Raw genomic sequence first — 17,132 nt, 5'->3', positions numbered from 1 at the left:
CAGGCCAGGAAGGGGTCGACGCTGCTTCTGGACCCTTTTGCGGGACCGCGGTCAGCGTTCGTAGCGGCGATGGCCGCGCCTTGCCCGGAGACCGGCGACGATGGCGACACCGAGCACCGCCAGGCCGATCTGGAAGACCAGTTCGATCCAGTCGATCCCGTTGGTCGTGGCCACGCCCACCTGCTGCGCGACGGCCGTCCCGACGATCGCGGCGACGATACCGACGATCACGGTCAGGAGGACGCCGATCGGCTGGCGGCCGGGGAGCACCAGCCGCCCGAGCGCCCCGATGATCGCGCCGATCACGATCGCGCTGATGATGCCTGAGATGTTCATGTCCTGGCCTGTGCCCATTACAGCCCGGACGTCACCTTCCCGGGGCGTCCCCCATGGACCGCGGGTCGCCGAAGGCCGGCGCCGTCCCGCCGAGCTCCCCGGGACGTCCGGCGCGCAGGCCGTCGATGAGCAGGTCGAGGTGCCGGTGCGCGGGGTCCTCGCCCGTGTCCCGCGGCGGCGGGCCCGGCAGCGGGCGCGACAGCCGCACGAGCAGCATCCCGACATCGCCGTGGGTGACGTCCGGACGCAGGTCGCCGTTCTCCTGCGCGGCGGCGACGAGTTCCTTCATGACGGCGGCGCCCTCGTCGCGAGCGGCGGCGATCTCCTCGTCGTCGAACGGGATCTGGTCCAGCAGGACGGGGAAGACGGCGCCGATGCGGATGTCCAGCACGCGGTGCATGTAGCGGACGAGGGCGTCGAAGGCGGTCCGCTCCTCGTCCCGCGCGCGCTTGAGCTCGTCCCTGGTGCGCTCCAGGGCGTCCAGGGCGACGGCCCTCGTCAGGGTCCGCCGGTCCGGAAAGCGCCGGTAGAGCGTGGCGATGCCGGTGCCCGCGCGCCGTGAGATCTCCTCCAGCGGCGCGCCCGGGCCCTGCTCGACGAACACCTCACGGGCGGCGGCGAGGATCCGGTCGCGGTTGTCCCGCGCGTCGGCCCGCAGCGGCCGCTGCTTCGCACCCATGAGCACAGCGTAGTGGAGGCCCGTCCTCCGATTCTGGCCCGCCCCGCCGACCGTCCGAGCCGCCTACCTCCGCACGACCCGCATCGGAAGGACCCCGGCAGGACGGAACGTGATCTCCGCCCGGACGGGCACGGCCACGCCCGGCACCAGGTCGAGCCGGTGCGTCCGGGCGATGGTGGCGAGCACCAGGGTCGCCTCCAGCATCGCGAAACCGGCGCCCACGCAGATGCGGCGCCCGCCGCCGAACGGCAGATACGCGTACCGGGGGTGTGCCTGCTCCCCCATGAACCGCTCGGGCTGGAATCCCTCAGGGTTGGGCCAGACCTCGGCGTTCCGATGGATCAGGTACGGGGGGACGGCGATCGTCGATCCGGCCGGCACCCGTACCCCGGCGACCTCGTCGTCTTCCAGAGCGTCACGCTCGATGGTCCAGGCGGGCGGGTAGAGCCGCATCGCCTCCGACAGGACGGCCTTCGTCCAGGGCAGCCGCTCGACGTCCTCGGCCGTCGGTTCTCTGCCGCCTAGGACCTTGTCCACCTCGTCCTCTAGGCGGTCCCTGGCCGCCGGGTACTTCGACAGGAGCATGAACGTCCAGGCAAGGGAAGCCGCCGTGGTCTCGTGTCCGGCCAACAACAGGGTGAGAACCTCGTCGCGCAGCTCCGCCTCGCTGATCTGACCGCTCTCCTTGAGCAGATTCAACAGTTCGCCACCGGACGAGCCCTTCACGACCCGCTGGACCATGCCGTCAAGGTGCTTCATGGCACCCCCCAGCCCCGGCACCCGCTGGTACACGCCCCGCTTGGCGGTCGCCCCAGGCAAGAAGGTCCCGACAACGGCCGCTCTCTGGAGCGCCTCAAGCGCCCGCCCCGTCCTCTCGGCCTCCCCTTCGAGCTCACTGCCGAACAACGCCCGTCCCACGATGCCCAACGTGAGGCGTCGCAATTCCCCTGCCGCGTCTAACGCGACCCCGTCGGGCCACCGTCCGACGGCTTGAGCGGCCGTCTCGGCCATCTGCGACGCGAACCCGACGACATGCCGCTGCGCGAACACCGGCTGCACCACCCGCCGATGCCGCCGCCACGTCTCACCTTCGCTGGTGAGGAGCCCGTCCCCGAGGACGGCCCGGAGCGGCCGATACGTGAACGCCTTCACGTAGTTGTCCTGGTTGGCGACGAGGATCCGCTCGGCATGCTCGGGACGCGACAGAAGGAAGAACGCCCGGTTCGGTCCGAACGGCACCCGAACGGCGTCCCCGTAGCGTCTGGCCAGGGCCCCGTAGGTGCCGATCGGGCTCCGGGCCATCCGCCCCCACCACCGAACAGCCTCGAACGCCCCCGGTCCCCGCACACCCCGTTCGTCCATGCCTCAACCGTAGGAACCACCCCAGCCCACGACAACCCACTCTTCGCTCCCCGCTACGGGTGAGAGCACGGATGGCTCACACGCTGGATGTGCGCCCGAAGCGCCGCTCCTTATCGTCCCGATGCATGATCACAAGAAGCCTGATCCCCCGCGGCGCTGCGGCCGTCGTCCTGGCCCTGGCGGTCGGTGTCTCGGCCACCCCGGCGAACGCGGCCACGCCCCGCCCCACGAACCTGCGACAGGTGGTGGAGAGCCTGAGCGGTCCGGACGGCGCTCCGGGGGCGCTCGCGCAGATCCACGACCGGCACGGCCGTCTGACGGCCACCAGCGGAGTCGCCGACATCCGCACGAACACGCCGGTCAACCCCCGAAGCCGCTTCCGGATCGGCAGCCTGACGAAGCCGTTCGTCGCCACCGTCGTCCTCCAGCTCGTCGGCGAAGGCCGCGTCGAACTCGACGCTCCCGTGGAGCGGTACCTGCCCGGCGTGGTGCGCGGCGCGGACAACGACGGGCGGCAGATCACCGTCCGCCAGCTGCTCCAGCACACCAGCGGGCTGCCGGACGTCCTGGACCACATGTCACCGCTGGAGGTGCTCAAGGACCCGCTCCGGCACTGGGAGGCCCGCGAACTGGTGGACATCGCCCTGCCGCACCAGCGGGAATTCGAACCCGGCAAGGGCTGGAGCTACTCCAGCACCAACTACCTCCTGGCCGGGATGATCATCGAGAGCGCGACGGGGCACCCCTTCGGCGAGGAGATCCGCCGGCGCGTGATCCGTCCCCTCGCACTGCACGACACCTTCGTACCGACGGACGCCCCCGGGATCCCCGGCCCGCATCCCCGCGGCTACGTCCGGCCGCAGTCCGACCTGGTGGACATCACCCGCCTCAACCCGACCGTCGCCGGAGCCGGAGGCGGCATGATCTCCAGCGCCTCGGACCTCAACCGCTTCCTGGCGGCCGTCCTCCAAGGACGCCTGCTGAGGCCGGCGCAGGTGCGGGAGATGCTGACCGCCCGCCCCACGGGCCGCACGTCAGGCTCCAAGTACGGCCTGGGGCTGGAGTGGACGCCCGTCGAGAACTCGTCCATCTGCAAGGACGGCTTCTGGGGCCATGACGGCGACATGCTCGGCTTCAGCGTCCGCGCCGGCGCCACCACGCACGGCCGGCAGGCCACCGTCATGGTCAACCTCAACCCGGGCGGCGGCCCGGCCCTGGACAGTGCCATGCGTGCCGCCCTCCCGCACGCCCTCTGCGGCACCTGACCACCATCATCACGAACAGTAGCCATCTGACCACATAAGGCCATCGATGCAGGCTGACGGGATGTCACTCTCCGTGTAACTCTTGTCGCGCGGCGTCACCCATGCCGCGAACCACGACATACGAAACGGAGAGCCCCCCATGGCCAATTGGAAAGCGCGCCTCCTGGTGACCACGACCGCCCTGGCCGCCTGCGCCACCATGACCGGCCCCGCTATATCGACCGCCGCCCAGGCCGCCACCGTCACGGCGCACCCGGCCCTGGCCGACCTGCCCCCCGGCGTCGTCAAGCTCGACGACGCCGAGGGCTGCCCGCCGGGCACCCTCTGCCTCTACCGGGACTACAACCGGCAGGGCCCGGCCTACGGCATCGGCGCCGGCTACAAGGTCGACCTCAAGGCCCTGCCCATGGGCGACGACACCGCCGCCAACAACGTCTCCTCATGGGTCAACAACGCCCACGGCCTCGCCGTACTGATCGACGAGGCCAACGGCAAGGCCCGCCCCCTGTACCCCGGCCAGCCCCTGGAGGAGCCGCCGTCCGACAACGACACCGTCGACCTGGTCGACTGGGCCTGACGATCTAGAACTGGCCCCCCGCTCCCCCTCGGCCGTCCGGCCGGGACGTCCGATCCCGGCCGGACGGTATCACCTCCCCACGCCGCAGCACCTCACCTCTCCGATCCGCTTTCCTTGCGCGCTGCCACGAGAACGACACGGTAAGGAACCGACCGTCCGCACCAGGCGCGGGCGGTGACGCAAAGCAAGGGAGGACCACGTGGCGACTCATGTCCGCAAACGCGGGAAAAGAAAGTGGTGGGTGCTGGAAATCGGCACCGACAAACCGATCTCCGGGCCTCACGACACCAAGGAAGAGGCCGAGAAGGCGAGGGACGCTGCGAAAAGCTGACCCACCTTTCTAACTGGACTACCGGCTCCCCGCGCGCTGCGCGGGGAGCCGGTTTTGTTCACGCCCTGCGATAACGGCGCCCCACCCCGACGAGCAGCGGCGCCGGCCGGATCAGCCCATGCGCTCCCTCCGCCCCACGCGCCCGGGCATCCCCTAAGCGAACGGACGGCGAGCCAGAAGTCTCGCCGACCGGTTCGGCGAGACCACCTCCGCGCCCTTGGGGGGTGACCGGTCCGCACCAGAAGCTTGCGCAGCGGGCCGCCTTGGGGACGGTCAGAACCGCAGGCGTGCTCGGCACGAACTTATTCCGACAACCCCAATCATTCGCGGCCGCACTCAGCGCGGCCTCTCACAAAGGAAAGAATTCATGCGCATCAACCGCGACAACGACACCGCGACCCTCGTCACGGCCGTCATCGCCCTCTTCTTCGTCCTCGTCACCTTCCTTCTCAACGACGGGGCCGACTTCATCTGCATCGCCATCGGTGGCGGCCTGGTCGTCGGCGGCTACGTGCTCAACCGGCGCTCCTGGACCAGCCACTCGGGGACCGACTCCGTGAAGCGCCCCCTCACCGGCAGCATCGTGCTCACGTCCTTCGTCATGCTGGCCATCTTCGGCAGCGGCGGAGACAGTGGGCTGTCCCACATCGTCACCGGCTTCGGTGGCACCGGCCTCGTCATCGTGCTGTGGCTGCTCTTCAAGCACTTCGTGTTCGCGACACCTCGCGACTCGAAGTAGAGCCATCGGGGCTCCCGCCGAGCCCCGATCCGATCCAAGAGCGGCCCCCCGGGGCCGCTTTATCGGTTTACCCGGGTCAGCGGCCGATGGCCGCGAGGACGTCGTTGGCGATGGCCTCGTCGATCCTGCCGTCGGGTGCGCCGCCGACGCCGATGCCGGCGATGGGGAAGCCCCTGTACTTGACGGGGACGCCGCCGGGCAGCACCAGAGTGCCGGGGATCTGCTTGATCGTTTCGTTTCCGGTCAGGGCGCTCGTGGGCTGGCCGAACGCCACGGCGGTGTAGGCCTTGCGCTTGGCGGACTCGTAGGTCTGCGGGCCCGCCTTGCGAGTGCGGACCACGAGCCGGATGGTGCCGGCCCGTTCCATGATGACCATCGTCACGTGCTGGTTCCCGTGCCGCCGCGCCGAGTGCACCAGGGCCCTGGACGCCCGGACGAGCGCACTGTCGGACAGGACCCGTTCCGGTGCCGTGGCCTTGCCGTGCCCGCCGTGCCCGCCGTGCCCGCCGTGCCCGCCGTGGACGGTGATGGCGGCTGCCGGCGCCGCGGCCGACGCCGTCCCCGCACCTCCGAAGGTCCCGGCCGCGACCGCGGCCAGCGCGACGGCGCCGCCGACGAAATGTCTGATCGACATGTCTCCCCGATTCCCCAGCATCCGATTACATAGAGTGATCGTTCAGACATGCACGGTAATCGGATCGGGGGCCGGTAACAACCCGCGGTGCACTGTGCGCTGAGCAACACTCGGAAAACGAACCACCACGGGGCCCCAAAGCGGGGCCGGGCGGTCGTCAGCCGAGCGCCAGGGCGAGCACGAGCGCGAGGAGGAGAGAGTCGAGCCTGTCGAGGAGGCCGCCGGCGCCCGCCAGCCATGAGCCGGAGTCCTTGGCCTCGACCCCCCGCTTGACCATCGACTCCAGCAGATCCCCGAGCGGGGCGCCGAGCGCCACCGCGACGGCCCAGGCGGGTGTGAACGCACCGAGCACGGCCAGTGTGCCCAGGCCCGTGACCGTCCCCGCGAGCAGGCCGCTCCAATGCTTGGACGGCGACAGCGGGGACAGGAGCGGCCCACCGAGGGACCGGCCGGCCAAGGAGGCGGTGATGTCGGCGATCGACACCGCGGCGAACAACGCCAGGCTCTCCCGTCCGAGCAGGACCACCCCGGCCAGCGGCGCGAACCAGACCACTCCCAGCACCCCGAAGCACAGCCTGGAGAGGCCGCCGGCCGCGTCTCCGGCCAGCACCGGCACCAGGGCGACGGCCGCGAGGGTGAGGGCGAGAACCTGGGGCAGCTGAGCGGGCGCCGCCCAGGCCGCCACAGGCGCCACGGGCACGACGACGGCGAGCACCGCGCGGTCCGTCCGCGGAAGGCCGGTCAAGCCGCCGTATTCAAGGGCGCACGCCACTCCCGCCGATGCGGCGAGGACGGCCGCGCCACCGGGGCCCATGGACAGGGCGACGACCACGACGGGCACGCCCACCGCCCAGGCGCACCAACGGAGCATGTACTCCCGCCGTCCGGACAGCACCACCGCGATGCCCCCGACGAGCAGCGCACCGGCGAGGTAAGGGAGCGGATCCGCGACCCCGCTCACGCCATGCCGAGCGGGGCGCGCAGAGCCTCGGCGACGGTGACCGCCACGCGGGCGTTAGCCGCGGCGTCACGTACCGCGATCCGCACCGTCCTGCCCTCGAACGCCGACGACATCGGCGACAGGTCGCGCAGGAACACGCCCCGCCGCCGGCACCGGTCGACGAGCCGGGACGCCGTGAGCCCGCCCTTGGGCAAGGTGAGCAGGACGAAGTTCGCCACCGACTCGTGAACGGCAAGGTTCTCGTCGATCTCAGTGAGCGCCGCGGCCAGCTCGCCGCGCAGTACCGCCGTCTGGGCCCACCTGGAGGCGTAGTAGGCGGGATCCCGCAGCGCGCTCACCGCGGCGATCTGGGCGGGCAGGCTCACCGCCCACGGCGGGGTCCAGCGGCGCAGGTCCGCCGCGATGGGCGGAGGCGCGGTCAGGTAGGCCGCCCGCAGGCCCGACAGGGCGTACATCTTCGACAGCGATGTGCTGACGACCACATTGTCGGCCTCTGCCGCGTAAGGCTCCAGCGTCTGCTCCGCGCCGACGTAACCGGCGTACGTCTCGTCGATCCAGAACCGGGTCCCGTCCGGCGCGCTCTCCAGCACCTCCCGCAGCCGGGCCGCGTCGAGATGGACGCCGGTCGGGTTGTTGGGGTTGACGATGACCACAAGGTCGTAGCGTTTCCGCAGGACGCGGGCGAGCCGTTCCGGGTCTATCCGCCACCCCTCCGCGCGGTGCAGCGGGAACCGGTCGGCCCGGCAGCCGATCACCCGCTCGACGACATGCGCGTACTCACCGTAGGAGGGGTCGATCAGCAGCACCCGGCTGGACGCGTCCAGCCAGCCGCGGAACGCGCGGAAGATCAGGTCAGAGGAGCCCGCGCCGACGGCCAGGACGTCCTCGGGCAGGCCCCGCCGGCGCGCGATCTCCTCGATGAGCCCGTCCGCCCGCACCGGCGGAGACGTCCGGGAGATCCAGTCCAGCCCGCGGGTCAGGGCGGCGACCGCGGCGGGAGCCGGCGGAAACCAGGCGTCGAGCACGTCGGCGGGAACCACGTCGCCGCTCGCGTCCAGGGTCTCGAATCCCCGTCCCAGCGCCTCGACGGACGCACCGCCGTGGGAGCAGGAATCGTCCACGGGCAGGAACGGGACCTCAAGCCCCCACCGCAGCGTCCGTCCCAGATCGCGCAGCAGCGGCTCGTGCCGTCGCGCGGTCCGGCCGGTGAGCTCGGCGACGTCGCCGGTCAGAAGCTGGAACTCGACGGCCCCAGAGCGCACCGCCGCGCCGGTGGACGCGAGCCCGAGCGCCAGGTACATCGGCAGCAGCTCGATCCGGCCCAGGGCCACGATGCCGCGGCCCCCCTGCCCCGCCACCCAGCGAAGCGCCGCGTACATCAGCAGCCTGCCGATCATCCCGCCCCGCAGGCCCGGATCCACGGCCAGGATCCGGATCTCGAACAGGCCGTCCTCGTCCAGCGCCGGATGCTCGTCCCTCCGCAGGTGCCTGTCGATCGAGAAGCGACCCGCCCACGGAGGCGTCACGCTGATGAACCCGGCCGGTTCCCCGCGGCGGACCGCCACGATGTAGACGTTGCTCCCGTCGAGGTCATCGGTCAGCAGACCGGTGGCGGTGGGGGCGTGCTGGCCGAGTTCCCTCGCGTAGACCTCGTGCCGGAGACGGCCGATCCACTCACGGTCCGCTTCGGACGACATGCGGATCTCCAGCTCGTCGACGACCGGCGCGACGAGTGGCCCGGCGGCGGCCGGTCCCGGGGATTGCTGGTTCATGGTCATTGACATCACCTCGGGCGCCACTTTGCCGAGGCCATCGCGCCGGCGCCTGGGTACTCGTACTCAGCCGTCCGGCAGCTTCTACTCAACGCCGCCGGACCCGGTCGCCCCGTGGCGGTGCCATCGAACCGGGACATCTGGTTACATCGAGTCACCCGGACGCGGGAGGACGCGGCGACGGCCTGGAATGATCTCCGGCCCGGATCGGGCCGGGATTCCGTCCGTCTCGCGTCCGCAGCGTGCCGCACGCATCAGCCGCACCCGACAAGGAGCCCTGTGACCGAGCGCGCCACCGACGGCCAAGTCTGGGATCCCTACGGCACGCTTCGCCGGGTCCTGTGGATCGGAGGCGGGCAATGGGCCGGAAAGTCCACCGTTGCCCGGCTGCTGGCCGACCGCTACGGGTTGACCGCCTACAGCTACGACTTCCACGACGCCCGCGGCCACAACGACCGCCGGATCGCCCGCCGGATCAAGCTCGGCCACTCGCCGGCCGGCCCCGACCCCGAGGCCACCTGGGTGGATACCGCCCCGCAGGACATGGCCGCCGAAACGCTCGCCGGCTTCCCCGTCCGCTTCGAATGGGCCCTGGACGACCTGCGCGCCCTCGTCTCGGGACGTCCCGTCCTCGCCGAAGGCTGGGGCCTGCGCCCCGAACTGGTCGCGCCGATCATCGACTCGCCCCGGCGGATGGTCGTCATGGTGCCCACCGAAGCGTTCCGCGACCGGCAACTGCGCGAACTCCCCCGGGCCGCCGGCGTCGGACACGACCTCAGCGACCCCACCCGGGCCCAGCGCAACCGCCTCGAACGAGACCGCCTCGTCGCCGAAGACGCGGTCCGCTCCGCCCGGCGCCTGGGCATCCGCGTGATCGAAGTCGACGGCACCCGCGACGCCGACGCCGTCGCCGCCCTCGTCGCCGACCACTTCCGCCCCTATCTCCCGCCCGCCGAGGACCGCAAAGCCTGACCGGCCGCCCAGGTGGTCAAGGGGGGGTTCAGGGGGTTCGCGCCGGCGGCACGATCTCGCCCACGGCCCCCGAGGTCTCCAGACGGACAACGGTGGCGCCGCGCTCGCATTCCCATGTGGTGACGTTGGCGAAAGTCGTCTCCCCGTGGCGCCAGAGCCCCCCGTCCTGGTGAATGTGACCGAACAGGTGCAGCTTGGGACGAACCTGCCGTACCCGGGCCAGCAGGTCCTCGCAACCGTGGCGTCCGGGGTAGGCGTTCGCGTCACCGATCCCGAGCGGAGGCCCATGAGTGACCAGGACGTCGACGCCGTCCGGAATCAGAGCCCACTTCTCCGCGAGGGGACGACCCCGGGGGAGATTGAACGCCCACTGGTTGAACTCCGGCTGCCAGGGACTTCCCCAGAACGTGACGCCGCAGATCTCCGTCCCGCTGTCCTCCAGATAGCGGATGCCGCGATCGGCCAAGACGGCACGGGCCCGCCCCGGATCGTCCAGGAACATCCAGTCGTGGTTGCCCGCGACGACCACCTTCGTCTGGTGCGGCAGGGCATACATCCAGTCTGCGGCGTCCTCGAGTTCTCTGAGGTCCTTACCGCGCCGGCACAGGTCACCGGCGTGCACGAAGACATCCCCCTCGGGGACAGCGAGCTCGCGATGATAGGTGTGCGTATCGGCGACCGCGACAATTCGCATGACAGAAGCGTACTGAGCGTCCACACCACCACCGGAGCCTGAAATTGCCTCTGCGCTCAACCGGTGTAGGCAGTCATTCGCGTAATGCGTCTTCGGCGGCGGATGCATCCTGATTACCTGGCGCCGCTGGTCGGCCGGTGCACCGTCCAGGTGTGGACTCGGCCAGCTAGAGTGCGCGCGTGGAATGGAAGATCGGGTTCGATTGGCAGGCGGTCGTCCACCGGGACTTCGACGTCGACCTGGACGAACCCGGCCGGCGCAGTGGCGCGGCGCTGGAGGCGCTGCTGGCCGACCTGAACGTGGAAGCCGAACCCCCGCTCTCCTTCGGCGAGTGGGCCGACCGGCTGCGCGCCTCCGCGAGCGCGGAGCCGACCGCGTTGCTGGAGCGGCTCGACCACCCGGACGTGCGGATCCGCCGAATCCTGGCCGTCGCGCTCGCCTACCTGGACATGCCCGACGATGCGGTCTTCGGCATCCGCGCCAGCGTCGCGAGGGAGCCGGACGCCCCGACCAGACTCGCGCTGCTCCTGGCCCTCGGCCGGTATCCCCAGACCCATGACTACCTGCGCCGCCACCTGAATCGCGAACCATCCGACGCGCTGGGCGCCGCGCTAGGCCTGTTGCTGCACAAACCCGAAGCGGTGGACGACACGGTGCTCGACGCACTCGCCCACTGCGACGGTGAGGCCGGATCGGCCCTGACCGAACTGGCCTGGGCCGACCCCGAATGGGCCGGCTTCCCGCCGTCCGGCGCCGTCGAGACCGTCGACGACTGGCTTCACCCCACGCCCGACCTGCGCTCCCGCTGGCTGACCCGGATGCTGGCGCGGTTGCGGACCGGCCGGCTGGACGCAGCGACGGCCGGAATCCTGGTCAAAGCCGCAGACCGCCTGTACCAGCGGTTCCCAGAACACGCCCCCGCCGTCGCGTCCCTGCTCCGCCACCCAGACCCCGCCGTCCGGCGAGCGGCCGCGACCACGAACTATCTGCCGTCTCATGACGCATACGCCGATGCCCTGGCGGCCTCCCTGAGCGACTCCGAGTTGTCGGAGAAGGCCCTCATCGCACTGACCCCGCGCGGCGACCCTCGATGCGTCCCCCCGCTCCAGCAGCTGATCCGCCATGGGACGTTGGACCTCCAGCTCCAGCACCGGTTCCGTGCGGCATCGGCGCTGGCCGAGCACCTTTGGCCACAGGTCCGAGCGCGGCTCACCGCGTCTCCCTCTGCCGTCGAGGCCAGGGCCCTACTGTCGTGGACCAAGAAATGGCCCGATGGGCAACAGGCCGTCCCCGAGGTCACCGCCATCCTGAAGGGGCTGGCCCCGCGCCTCGACGTCCCCGCCCCCGACAGCAACGAGCTTGAGACCGCCGCCGCGTGCTGCGTGTTCCTGCGCAGATGGGGTCTGACCGACGAACAGGCGCTGAGCGTCCTCCGGCAGGTCGCGTCGGGCCCGGACCCGGAGACCGGCCTCGCCGCCGTCCGCGCGCTGATGGGCCTCGGCGAACCGGCTGACGAAGAGGTCGTCGGCCTGCTGCTGAACATCCTGGAGCGACGCCACCAGTTCGGCCGCAAGGCTGGACGCCACGGCTGGCGCTTCGACGTCAACGCCTGCGACCGGCTAGGCGAACTCGGCCACCGGGCCCGTGCAGCCGTCCCAGCCCTGCGCGACTTGCGCGACGCCCCCGCCGAACCCGCCCGCGCAGCCGCGGCCTTCGCACTCTGGAACACCACCCGCGACGCCGACGAAGCGCTGCCCGTACTGATCGAGCAAATACCCGACGACCCGGTGCGCGCGCTGTACGACCTCAGCCTGATGGGTGACGCGGCCCGCCCCGCGCTCCCGATCCTCCGCGACTACGCCGCAGGCGAGGGCGACATGGCGGACCGCGCCCGCCAGGCCCTCATACGCATCGACAAGGCGGATTGAAAGCCTCGCCGCTCACGTTCGACGGCCCTCCCCAGCAATGACCGGCGTGCGCGAAGACGCCCCTCTCGGAAACAGCGATCCTCGATAGCGGGAAACAACAAGGGCCCGGTGATGCCGGGCCCTTGCTTGCTCGAAGGCACAGCCAGTGCTGGAACCCCTGATCGTGTAGGTGGCGGATGGATCACCCCTTGCGAAGGGTCACCTTCCCGCCCTCTTCACGTATGTCCAGGGCGTCCTCGTCCCACTGACCGGAGACCTCGACATCCCCGCCCCCAGTGCTGATCAGGAGTTGGGTGGGATTGTCCGCCCGGAGGGTGGCCTTCCCGCCATGGGTGTACAGGTGGACCTTGCCGGTGGCCCTGCCCACATCGATCGGGCCGAACCGGGAGGTGAGGGCGCCGAAGGTGAGTTCTTCGATCTTGATGCCCTTGCGACCGTCCAGGTGCACCCAATCCGCGGGGCCGGTGACGGTGATGGCGCCTCCGCTGGTCGCGTCCATCTGGCGGACGCTGAGCGGTAGCCGGACGGTGACACTCTTGATCCGCGACAGGCCGCGTCGATGACGGCCCTCCACGGTGTCGACGTGGACATCGGGGAACAGGAAGGCGCGGTCGGGCACCTTCGTGAGTCCGCGTCCGCTGTAGTCGAGGACGACCGCGATTTCCTCTCGGTCTTCGACGACGATGACCACGTCAGCGGCTCCGCCGTGGACGACGACGGCCCTGTGGGTGTGGAGCATGGCGATACGACGAATCATGTCGAATCTCCCTAGGTGAGGTGTTTGGGTTGTTTCACGCGACGATGTACGAGCGCTAACCACAACCGTCCCGCAAACGACCTCGACCGCCAGCCGCCGCTATCACCGTGCGAAACGGCCGCGCACCAGGATGGCTCGATGGACAAGACGGCGAACTTTGGCTCGCCCACCCTGCTCAGGGGCTCCGTCCACCGCAGCCAGGACGACCGGGAAGACGTATCCGCCAGGCTGGAGAGTGAGCGGCCTCCGGATGACCGCTGAACAACTCCAACAGGTCGGAGCAGCACGGCGACTTCGGACAACACCGGACGGTCCAAATCTCGGCCGCATACAACTGCAAGTGCGGCGTAGCCCCCCGGTCGGCAAACAGCCGGCCAGTCCGGATCAGCCCGCACCCTCGACCGACCCCGAGATCATCCTCATCCCGGCTTCCACCGGAGCTACGAACGCTCCCGGGGCGGTCCGAAGCCACCCCAGAAGACATACCCGGAGAGCGAGTCGACGTCCTGGGGCACCGAGCCCGTGGATCCCGCTGAGGTCGGCGCGAGCTTCCAGTCGCTTTCCCACTTCACCGTCGTGGTCCTGGCCGTGTAGCCACCACGCACCGGGTCCCGCGACACCGTTCCAACCACGGCGGTCTCAGGCGTGTAGGAGACAACTCGAAAGCCCATGATCTGGCTCGCTCTCCCAGCCGGTACGCGTTGACCGGCAGCACGTACCCGAGCGAAAGCCTGCTTGCCCACTCCCTGCACGACCTGCTTCTCCATGATCTTCCGCCATCGTGTCGACCGGTCCAGCCGCACGCTGATCTGCACTGCGGCGAACAGGGCTCCGCGCGCCGTGTGCGCGTAGCAGCGCGCGATGTCGCCTCGGACATCCAGTGGTCCGACCGACGACGAGAACGGCACCGCAACGCCCTCGAAACGCTTCCAGAAGACCTGCCTGGGCGCGGTCCTGGGAATGCCCTGGTCACTGTCATCGCGGGTACACGCGCTCGCCCCCGCTGAACCGGTAGAAGGCACCACAGGCGCCGTTGCAACCGCCGTCCTCCGTTGCTCCTTCCCCGTGCAACCGCCAACGCCCAGCGCGACAACAACGATCGAAAGGCAGGCTCTCTTGAGCATGTGGGAACCCATCTCAAACGGCGGATCTAACACGAGCAGGCAGATCCTAAGCCCTCTTGATCACGAGCCCCCTACAGCACGCGACCTGAGACGCACCGCGAGTCCGAAGTCCATCCGCGCGAATGCCCGAAACACCGTGACAGACTCCCGGCGCGAAACGTTGGCGGGCGAGCAGTCTCAGGGTGTGGTTTGCTGGCGAATCGCCGGCAGCACGTGATCCCGAACTCCTGCGATCACCTCGCGAGCAACGACCTCTGTTGGTTCCCCGTCCTTGAGTTGCCACCAGACGTCTCGTGGTTTCGGTGGCAGCAAATGGCCGATCCGGTGCTGCCACAGCACGTTGGGCGCGTAATAGCGATTGGGGTTCGGCTGTTCGGGAAGGTGCGACCTCTGCTCACGCCGCTGATCCCAGTCGGCCTTCGAGAACGCGAGCACGTTGATCGTGAACGAGATCACGTCAGGAGCCGCCCAATAGGAGCGCTGAAACCCGATCATTGCCCAGTGGTCGGGAACGTCCAAGCTGTAGGTCTGGCCGGAACCCCTGAACCCCATCTCGCGGAGGGCCGGAGCAATCTGGTCCTTCAGCATCTCTCTAAAGCTGGTCTGCACTCGGGCTTTTGCGTCCACCATCAGGCTCCGGTTGTCGTTGCCGCGATGCAAGCCAATGTCTACCAGGCCCCTCGAATCCTCTCACCACCTCCACGGTCCGGAGTGCTCGTTCGCGCGAACGGCGAGACGGTGCGACAGACGGATTCACGTGAAGATGCCGTCCGGCCCGCAGGGGCTGGGGGCCATCGCCCGCTGGTTGCTGCGTCGACTCTCAACGGGAGTTGCGGATCGTCGAAGCCGCAGGACGGTTACGAGCGATGCCCGATAGTCGGGTGTCGTTTTCCCCAAAGGGGGCTTTTCCATGAAGCGTCGTCGGATCGCCATCGGAGTCGCGGCCGTCGTGGCCCTGCTCGCCTCGCTCACCGCCTGCGGTGACAAGGTGACGGAGCCCTTCAAGGACGCGCCGCGCAGCTCGACCACGAACCGCGAGGCGGCGGACATCATCGAGATGCCGGACGGCTTCTCGAACCTCAGCACGAAGTGCGACCACGGCAACCGGGTCTACGTCGTCTACAAGGGCGACGACAACCGGGCCGCGCTCGCCGTCGTGTCGCAGGACCCCACCTGCAACCACTGATCCAAGGGTCTCCGAACCCAAGGATTCTCCCTCGACCCCCGGCACCAGCCGGGGGTCGACTTCTTATCCGCCGGAATCCCTCGCCCTTGTACGGAAGACCGCCCACGACGTGGTTCAGACCGCCACCTGCCCCGGCGGGGCAGAACCGGACGGGACAGGCCGCATGCCCGACACACCTTTCGGACGCTGCCTCGGTGACCCGTCATGGGCGCAGCCCATGCTCTCTGGAGCCTGAGCGTCCCCCCATAGAGGCCAGAAAAGACCTCGGGCACGTGCTGACCTGAGCCTTGGGCGGAAGCGCGCCCCTGATCTCCGGTGGTCGGCGGTGGCAGGACCCGCAGCTGTACTGCCTTCCCTGGGCGAGGTGCTCCGGGCTTCATTGCTGGTTCTCGACTGTGAGGCTGCGACGCTGCGGCTCATGCACGCGGTGAAGCAGACCGAAGCCGACCACCTCACGGCGGACTCGCGCGCTCACACGGGGGACCATGATCAAGCTGCACGCCGACCAAGCGACCTCGCGGCTCACGCTCAGTGAATCCTGACTGGGTCACGGGCTACTCATGAGCTGCGACGCCACTGCATGTGGTCTCGGGAAACCGTTGAGCACGTGGGCATCGCCATCAGCAAGGACACCACGGGCACTGCTCGTGGACGACAAGCGCGCTGCCGCCGAGAAGCTGGATGCCGCGGCTCCCCCCGCTATGCGAGAGGCCCTTGCGGGGGTCGCATGGGACTTCTGAGCTGGGAGCCGGCGAGGGGACTTGAACCCCTAACCTTCTGTTTACAAGGTCCCCAAACGATCACGGGTCCCGTCCGCATCAGTCCGCACGCTCGGCTGATGACTTGCGGCTCGTCCGGATCCGTTCGCCATGATCCAAGATCATCTGTCCGTGTGGCTCCCACTGTGGCTCCCAGGGAGCCACGCACCAGCAACCTTCCAGAAGCTCGTTGGGCCCTGGTCACCGGGCGTGTGTGCTCCGGCGACGCCACCAATAGAAGGCGGTGTAGTCGTCCGGCCAGGGAGCCAGAGAGACAAGGCGAGGTTCGAAGCGGTCCCGTTGAGGGTCGATGGCACGCCAGCTCAGGTCTGTCGGTTCGTCGTCTCGGGCCAGCCGGACGTGCCTCACCATCTGCTCCTCGCAGGCGCCGAGAATCTTGAAGTTCTGCTGTGCCTGGATCAATGAGACCCGGTTGGCGCCCATCGTCTGGTCGGGCCACCGAAGCTGGGTCACGTCGTCCTCCCAGAAGCACACCGGGCAGATCTGATGAGAACCCGGCAATGCCTCCATCGTCAGGTGGCCGCAGCACACGCACGGGTACCTCAAATCCATGGTCGCCATCCTGATGGATTCCGGCGCAGCACTCCAACGAGAGAACGCTCACGCTCTCGGCAACACGCTTCCGTCCGCGGCTCGATCACATCGGAGGGCGGTCTGCTTCTTGCCCGTCATCGAGGATCGCGCCACACCGGTCCGAGGTGTTCATTCGCGCGAACGGCGAGGTGGTGCGACAGACCTTGGCGCGCGAATGGGCGCCTCGGCTCCAGGAGGGGTCTGGGGAACCACGGGGTTCCCCAGTAGCGCACGCTCAACCGATCTTCCGGCAACTCCCCTGACGACTCCAACGGCGCTCGACCACGGTCACGCCCTGGCCCTCGTCGCTGAACGGGGTTAGAGGGTCCGGCGTCGATTCGTCACTGCGGCGGCGCGCCCCCGCAGTGAGCGGTCGGGGCGGGGCCGGCGGGCGTGGCACGGCGTGCGGCCCGGCGCGGTCGTCCGGTGACCGGCGCCCACGCCGCACGCTCCGGGCGGCCTG

18 protein-coding genes are annotated in these 17,132 nt (G+C 69.5%); 7 read left to right on the top strand and 11 right to left on the bottom strand.

Annotation, left to right across the window (positions count from 1 at the left end):
• Positions 1 to 51 precede the first annotated feature (51 nt).
• The 3 genes from BKA00_RS33105 to BKA00_RS33095 form a co-directional block, all read right to left on the bottom strand.
• Entirely contained in the window at positions 52 to 336 is a 285-nt protein-coding gene (locus tag BKA00_RS33105; protein ID WP_185031730.1) for a GlsB/YeaQ/YmgE family stress response membrane protein, read from the bottom strand.
• Between the two features lie 31 nt (positions 337 to 367).
• Positions 368 to 1,015, bottom strand: a complete 648-nt coding sequence (locus tag BKA00_RS33100) for a TetR/AcrR family transcriptional regulator (protein WP_185031728.1) — start codon at positions 1,013 to 1,015, stop codon at positions 368 to 370.
• A 63-nt stretch (positions 1,016 to 1,078) separates the two neighbouring features.
• Positions 1,079 to 2,377 carry a cytochrome P450 gene (locus BKA00_RS33095; RefSeq protein ID WP_185031727.1) on the bottom strand — a complete coding sequence of 433 codons (1,299 nt, stop codon included), beginning with the start codon at positions 2,375 to 2,377 and terminating at the stop codon, positions 1,079 to 1,081.
• Between the two features lie 125 nt (positions 2,378 to 2,502).
• On the opposite strand from BKA00_RS33095, the gene BKA00_RS33090 reads away from it, so the two are divergent.
• The 4 genes from BKA00_RS33090 to BKA00_RS33080 all read left to right on the top strand — a co-directional run bounded on the left by BKA00_RS33090 (position 2,503) and on the right by BKA00_RS33080 (position 5,289).
• Positions 2,503 to 3,642 carry a serine hydrolase domain-containing protein gene (locus BKA00_RS33090; RefSeq protein ID WP_185031725.1) on the top strand — a complete coding sequence of 380 codons (1,140 nt, stop codon included), beginning with the start codon at positions 2,503 to 2,505 and terminating at the stop codon, positions 3,640 to 3,642.
• A 139-nt stretch (positions 3,643 to 3,781) separates the two neighbouring features.
• Entirely contained in the window at positions 3,782 to 4,219 is a 438-nt protein-coding gene (locus tag BKA00_RS33085; RefSeq protein WP_185031723.1) for a peptidase inhibitor family I36 protein, read from the top strand.
• Between the two features lie 199 nt (positions 4,220 to 4,418).
• Complete coding sequence (locus tag BKA00_RS40140; RefSeq protein WP_268248216.1) at positions 4,419 to 4,550, top strand: hypothetical protein; 132 nt, start codon at positions 4,419 to 4,421, stop codon at positions 4,548 to 4,550.
• 367 nt (positions 4,551 to 4,917) lie between these two features.
• A complete protein-coding gene (locus tag BKA00_RS33080; RefSeq protein WP_185031720.1) occupies positions 4,918 to 5,289 on the top strand; it encodes a hypothetical protein in 372 nt (123 codons plus the stop codon).
• A 76-nt stretch (positions 5,290 to 5,365) separates the two neighbouring features.
• Here BKA00_RS33080 and BKA00_RS33075 read toward each other — a convergent pair whose 3' ends face one another.
• The 3 genes from BKA00_RS33075 to BKA00_RS33065 all read right to left on the bottom strand — a co-directional run bounded on the left by BKA00_RS33075 (position 5,366) and on the right by BKA00_RS33065 (position 8,662).
• Complete coding sequence (locus BKA00_RS33075) at positions 5,366 to 5,923, bottom strand: GlcG/HbpS family heme-binding protein (protein WP_185031719.1); 558 nt, start codon at positions 5,921 to 5,923, stop codon at positions 5,366 to 5,368.
• A gap of 157 nt (positions 5,924 to 6,080) precedes the next feature.
• Positions 6,081 to 6,884, bottom strand: coding sequence for a phosphatidate cytidylyltransferase (locus BKA00_RS33070; RefSeq protein WP_230298801.1), 804 nt, complete (start codon positions 6,882 to 6,884; stop codon positions 6,081 to 6,083).
• Positions 6,881 to 8,662: an aminotransferase class I/II-fold pyridoxal phosphate-dependent enzyme gene (locus BKA00_RS33065; protein WP_221493405.1), complete on the bottom strand. Its 1,782-nt coding sequence runs from the start codon at positions 8,660 to 8,662 to the stop codon at positions 6,881 to 6,883. The genes BKA00_RS33070 and BKA00_RS33065 overlap by 4 nt, the downstream gene beginning before the upstream one ends.
• A 273-nt stretch (positions 8,663 to 8,935) precedes the next feature.
• Between BKA00_RS33065 and BKA00_RS33060 the strand changes: the two genes are divergently transcribed.
• Positions 8,936 to 9,628 (top strand): hypothetical protein, encoded by a 693-nt coding sequence (locus tag BKA00_RS33060; protein WP_185031717.1) that lies wholly within the window; start codon positions 8,936 to 8,938, stop codon positions 9,626 to 9,628.
• 28 nt (positions 9,629 to 9,656) lie between these two features.
• Here the strand turns inward: BKA00_RS33060 and BKA00_RS33055 are convergent, their stop codons facing one another.
• The gene (locus BKA00_RS33055; protein WP_185031715.1) at positions 9,657 to 10,322 is read right to left on the bottom strand and encodes a metallophosphatase domain-containing protein; all 666 of its coding nucleotides are present in this window, start codon (positions 10,320 to 10,322) and stop codon (positions 9,657 to 9,659) included.
• Positions 10,323 to 10,501: 179 nt separating this feature from the next.
• On the opposite strand from BKA00_RS33055, the gene BKA00_RS33050 reads away from it, so the two are divergent.
• Positions 10,502 to 12,250, top strand: a complete 1,749-nt coding sequence (locus BKA00_RS33050) for a hypothetical protein (RefSeq protein WP_185031714.1) — start codon at positions 10,502 to 10,504, stop codon at positions 12,248 to 12,250.
• A 181-nt stretch (positions 12,251 to 12,431) separates the two neighbouring features.
• Here BKA00_RS33050 and BKA00_RS33045 read toward each other — a convergent pair whose 3' ends face one another.
• From BKA00_RS33045 to BKA00_RS33035, 3 genes are all read right to left on the bottom strand, one after another.
• The gene (locus tag BKA00_RS33045) at positions 12,432 to 12,941 is read right to left on the bottom strand and encodes a hypothetical protein (RefSeq protein ID WP_185031712.1); all 510 of its coding nucleotides are present in this window, start codon (positions 12,939 to 12,941) and stop codon (positions 12,432 to 12,434) included.
• A gap of 506 nt (positions 12,942 to 13,447) precedes the next feature.
• Positions 13,448 to 14,131, bottom strand: coding sequence for a DUF8175 domain-containg protein (locus tag BKA00_RS33040; protein WP_185031711.1), 684 nt, complete (start codon positions 14,129 to 14,131; stop codon positions 13,448 to 13,450).
• 177 nt (positions 14,132 to 14,308) lie between these two features.
• Positions 14,309 to 14,719 (bottom strand): DUF4304 domain-containing protein, encoded by a 411-nt coding sequence (locus BKA00_RS33035; protein ID WP_185031709.1) that lies wholly within the window; start codon positions 14,717 to 14,719, stop codon positions 14,309 to 14,311.
• Positions 14,720 to 15,041: 322 nt separating this feature from the next.
• Here BKA00_RS33035 and BKA00_RS33030 point away from each other — a divergent pair, with 322 nt between their 5' ends.
• On the top strand, positions 15,042 to 15,317 hold the full coding sequence (locus BKA00_RS33030; protein WP_185031707.1) for a hypothetical protein: 276 nt from the start codon (positions 15,042 to 15,044) through the stop codon (positions 15,315 to 15,317).
• A gap of 959 nt (positions 15,318 to 16,276) precedes the next feature.
• Here BKA00_RS33030 and BKA00_RS33025 read toward each other — a convergent pair.
• A complete protein-coding gene (locus BKA00_RS33025) occupies positions 16,277 to 16,648 on the bottom strand; it encodes a CPCC family cysteine-rich protein (RefSeq protein ID WP_185031705.1) in 372 nt (123 codons plus the stop codon).
• Positions 16,649 to 17,132: the final 484 nt, after the last annotated feature.

Source organism: Actinomadura coerulea (assembly GCF_014208105.1).
GTDB classification, from domain to species: Bacteria; Actinomycetota; Actinomycetes; order Streptosporangiales; family Streptosporangiaceae; genus Spirillospora; species Spirillospora coerulea.
The sequence above is the reverse complement of the archived record's forward strand: the minus strand, read 5'-3'. Positions and strand labels throughout refer to the sequence as shown.

What these genes read in the sequence shown, in the direction of transcription:
- BKA00_RS33105 (WP_185031730.1), bottom strand. Translation starts at nt 336, where the DNA reads ATGAACATCTCAGGCATCATCAGCGCGATCGTGATCGGCGCGATCATC.
- BKA00_RS33100 (WP_185031728.1), bottom strand. Translation starts at nt 1,015, where the DNA reads ATGGGTGCGAAGCAGCGGCCGCTGCGGGCCGACGCGCGGGACAACCGC.
- BKA00_RS33095 (WP_185031727.1), bottom strand. Translation starts at nt 2,377, where the DNA reads ATGGACGAACGGGGTGTGCGGGGACCGGGGGCGTTCGAGGCTGTTCGG.
- BKA00_RS33090 (WP_185031725.1), top strand. Translation starts at nt 2,503, where the DNA reads ATGATCACAAGAAGCCTGATCCCCCGCGGCGCTGCGGCCGTCGTCCTG.
- BKA00_RS33085 (WP_185031723.1), top strand. Translation starts at nt 3,782, where the DNA reads ATGGCCAATTGGAAAGCGCGCCTCCTGGTGACCACGACCGCCCTGGCC.
- BKA00_RS33080 (WP_185031720.1), top strand. Translation starts at nt 4,918, where the DNA reads ATGCGCATCAACCGCGACAACGACACCGCGACCCTCGTCACGGCCGTC.
- BKA00_RS33075 (WP_185031719.1), bottom strand. Translation starts at nt 5,923, where the DNA reads ATGTCGATCAGACATTTCGTCGGCGGCGCCGTCGCGCTGGCCGCGGTC.
- BKA00_RS33065 (WP_221493405.1), bottom strand. Translation starts at nt 8,662, where the DNA reads ATGACCATGAACCAGCAATCCCCGGGACCGGCCGCCGCCGGGCCACTC.
- BKA00_RS33055 (WP_185031715.1), bottom strand. Translation starts at nt 10,322, where the DNA reads ATGCGAATTGTCGCGGTCGCCGATACGCACACCTATCATCGCGAGCTC.
- BKA00_RS33040 (WP_185031711.1), bottom strand. Translation starts at nt 14,131, where the DNA reads ATGCTCAAGAGAGCCTGCCTTTCGATCGTTGTTGTCGCGCTGGGCGTT.
- BKA00_RS33035 (WP_185031709.1), bottom strand. Translation starts at nt 14,719, where the DNA reads ATGCTGAAGGACCAGATTGCTCCGGCCCTCCGCGAGATGGGGTTCAGG.
- BKA00_RS33030 (WP_185031707.1), top strand. Translation starts at nt 15,042, where the DNA reads ATGAAGCGTCGTCGGATCGCCATCGGAGTCGCGGCCGTCGTGGCCCTG.
- BKA00_RS33025 (WP_185031705.1), bottom strand. Translation starts at nt 16,648, where the DNA reads ATGGATTTGAGGTACCCGTGCGTGTGCTGCGGCCACCTGACGATGGAG.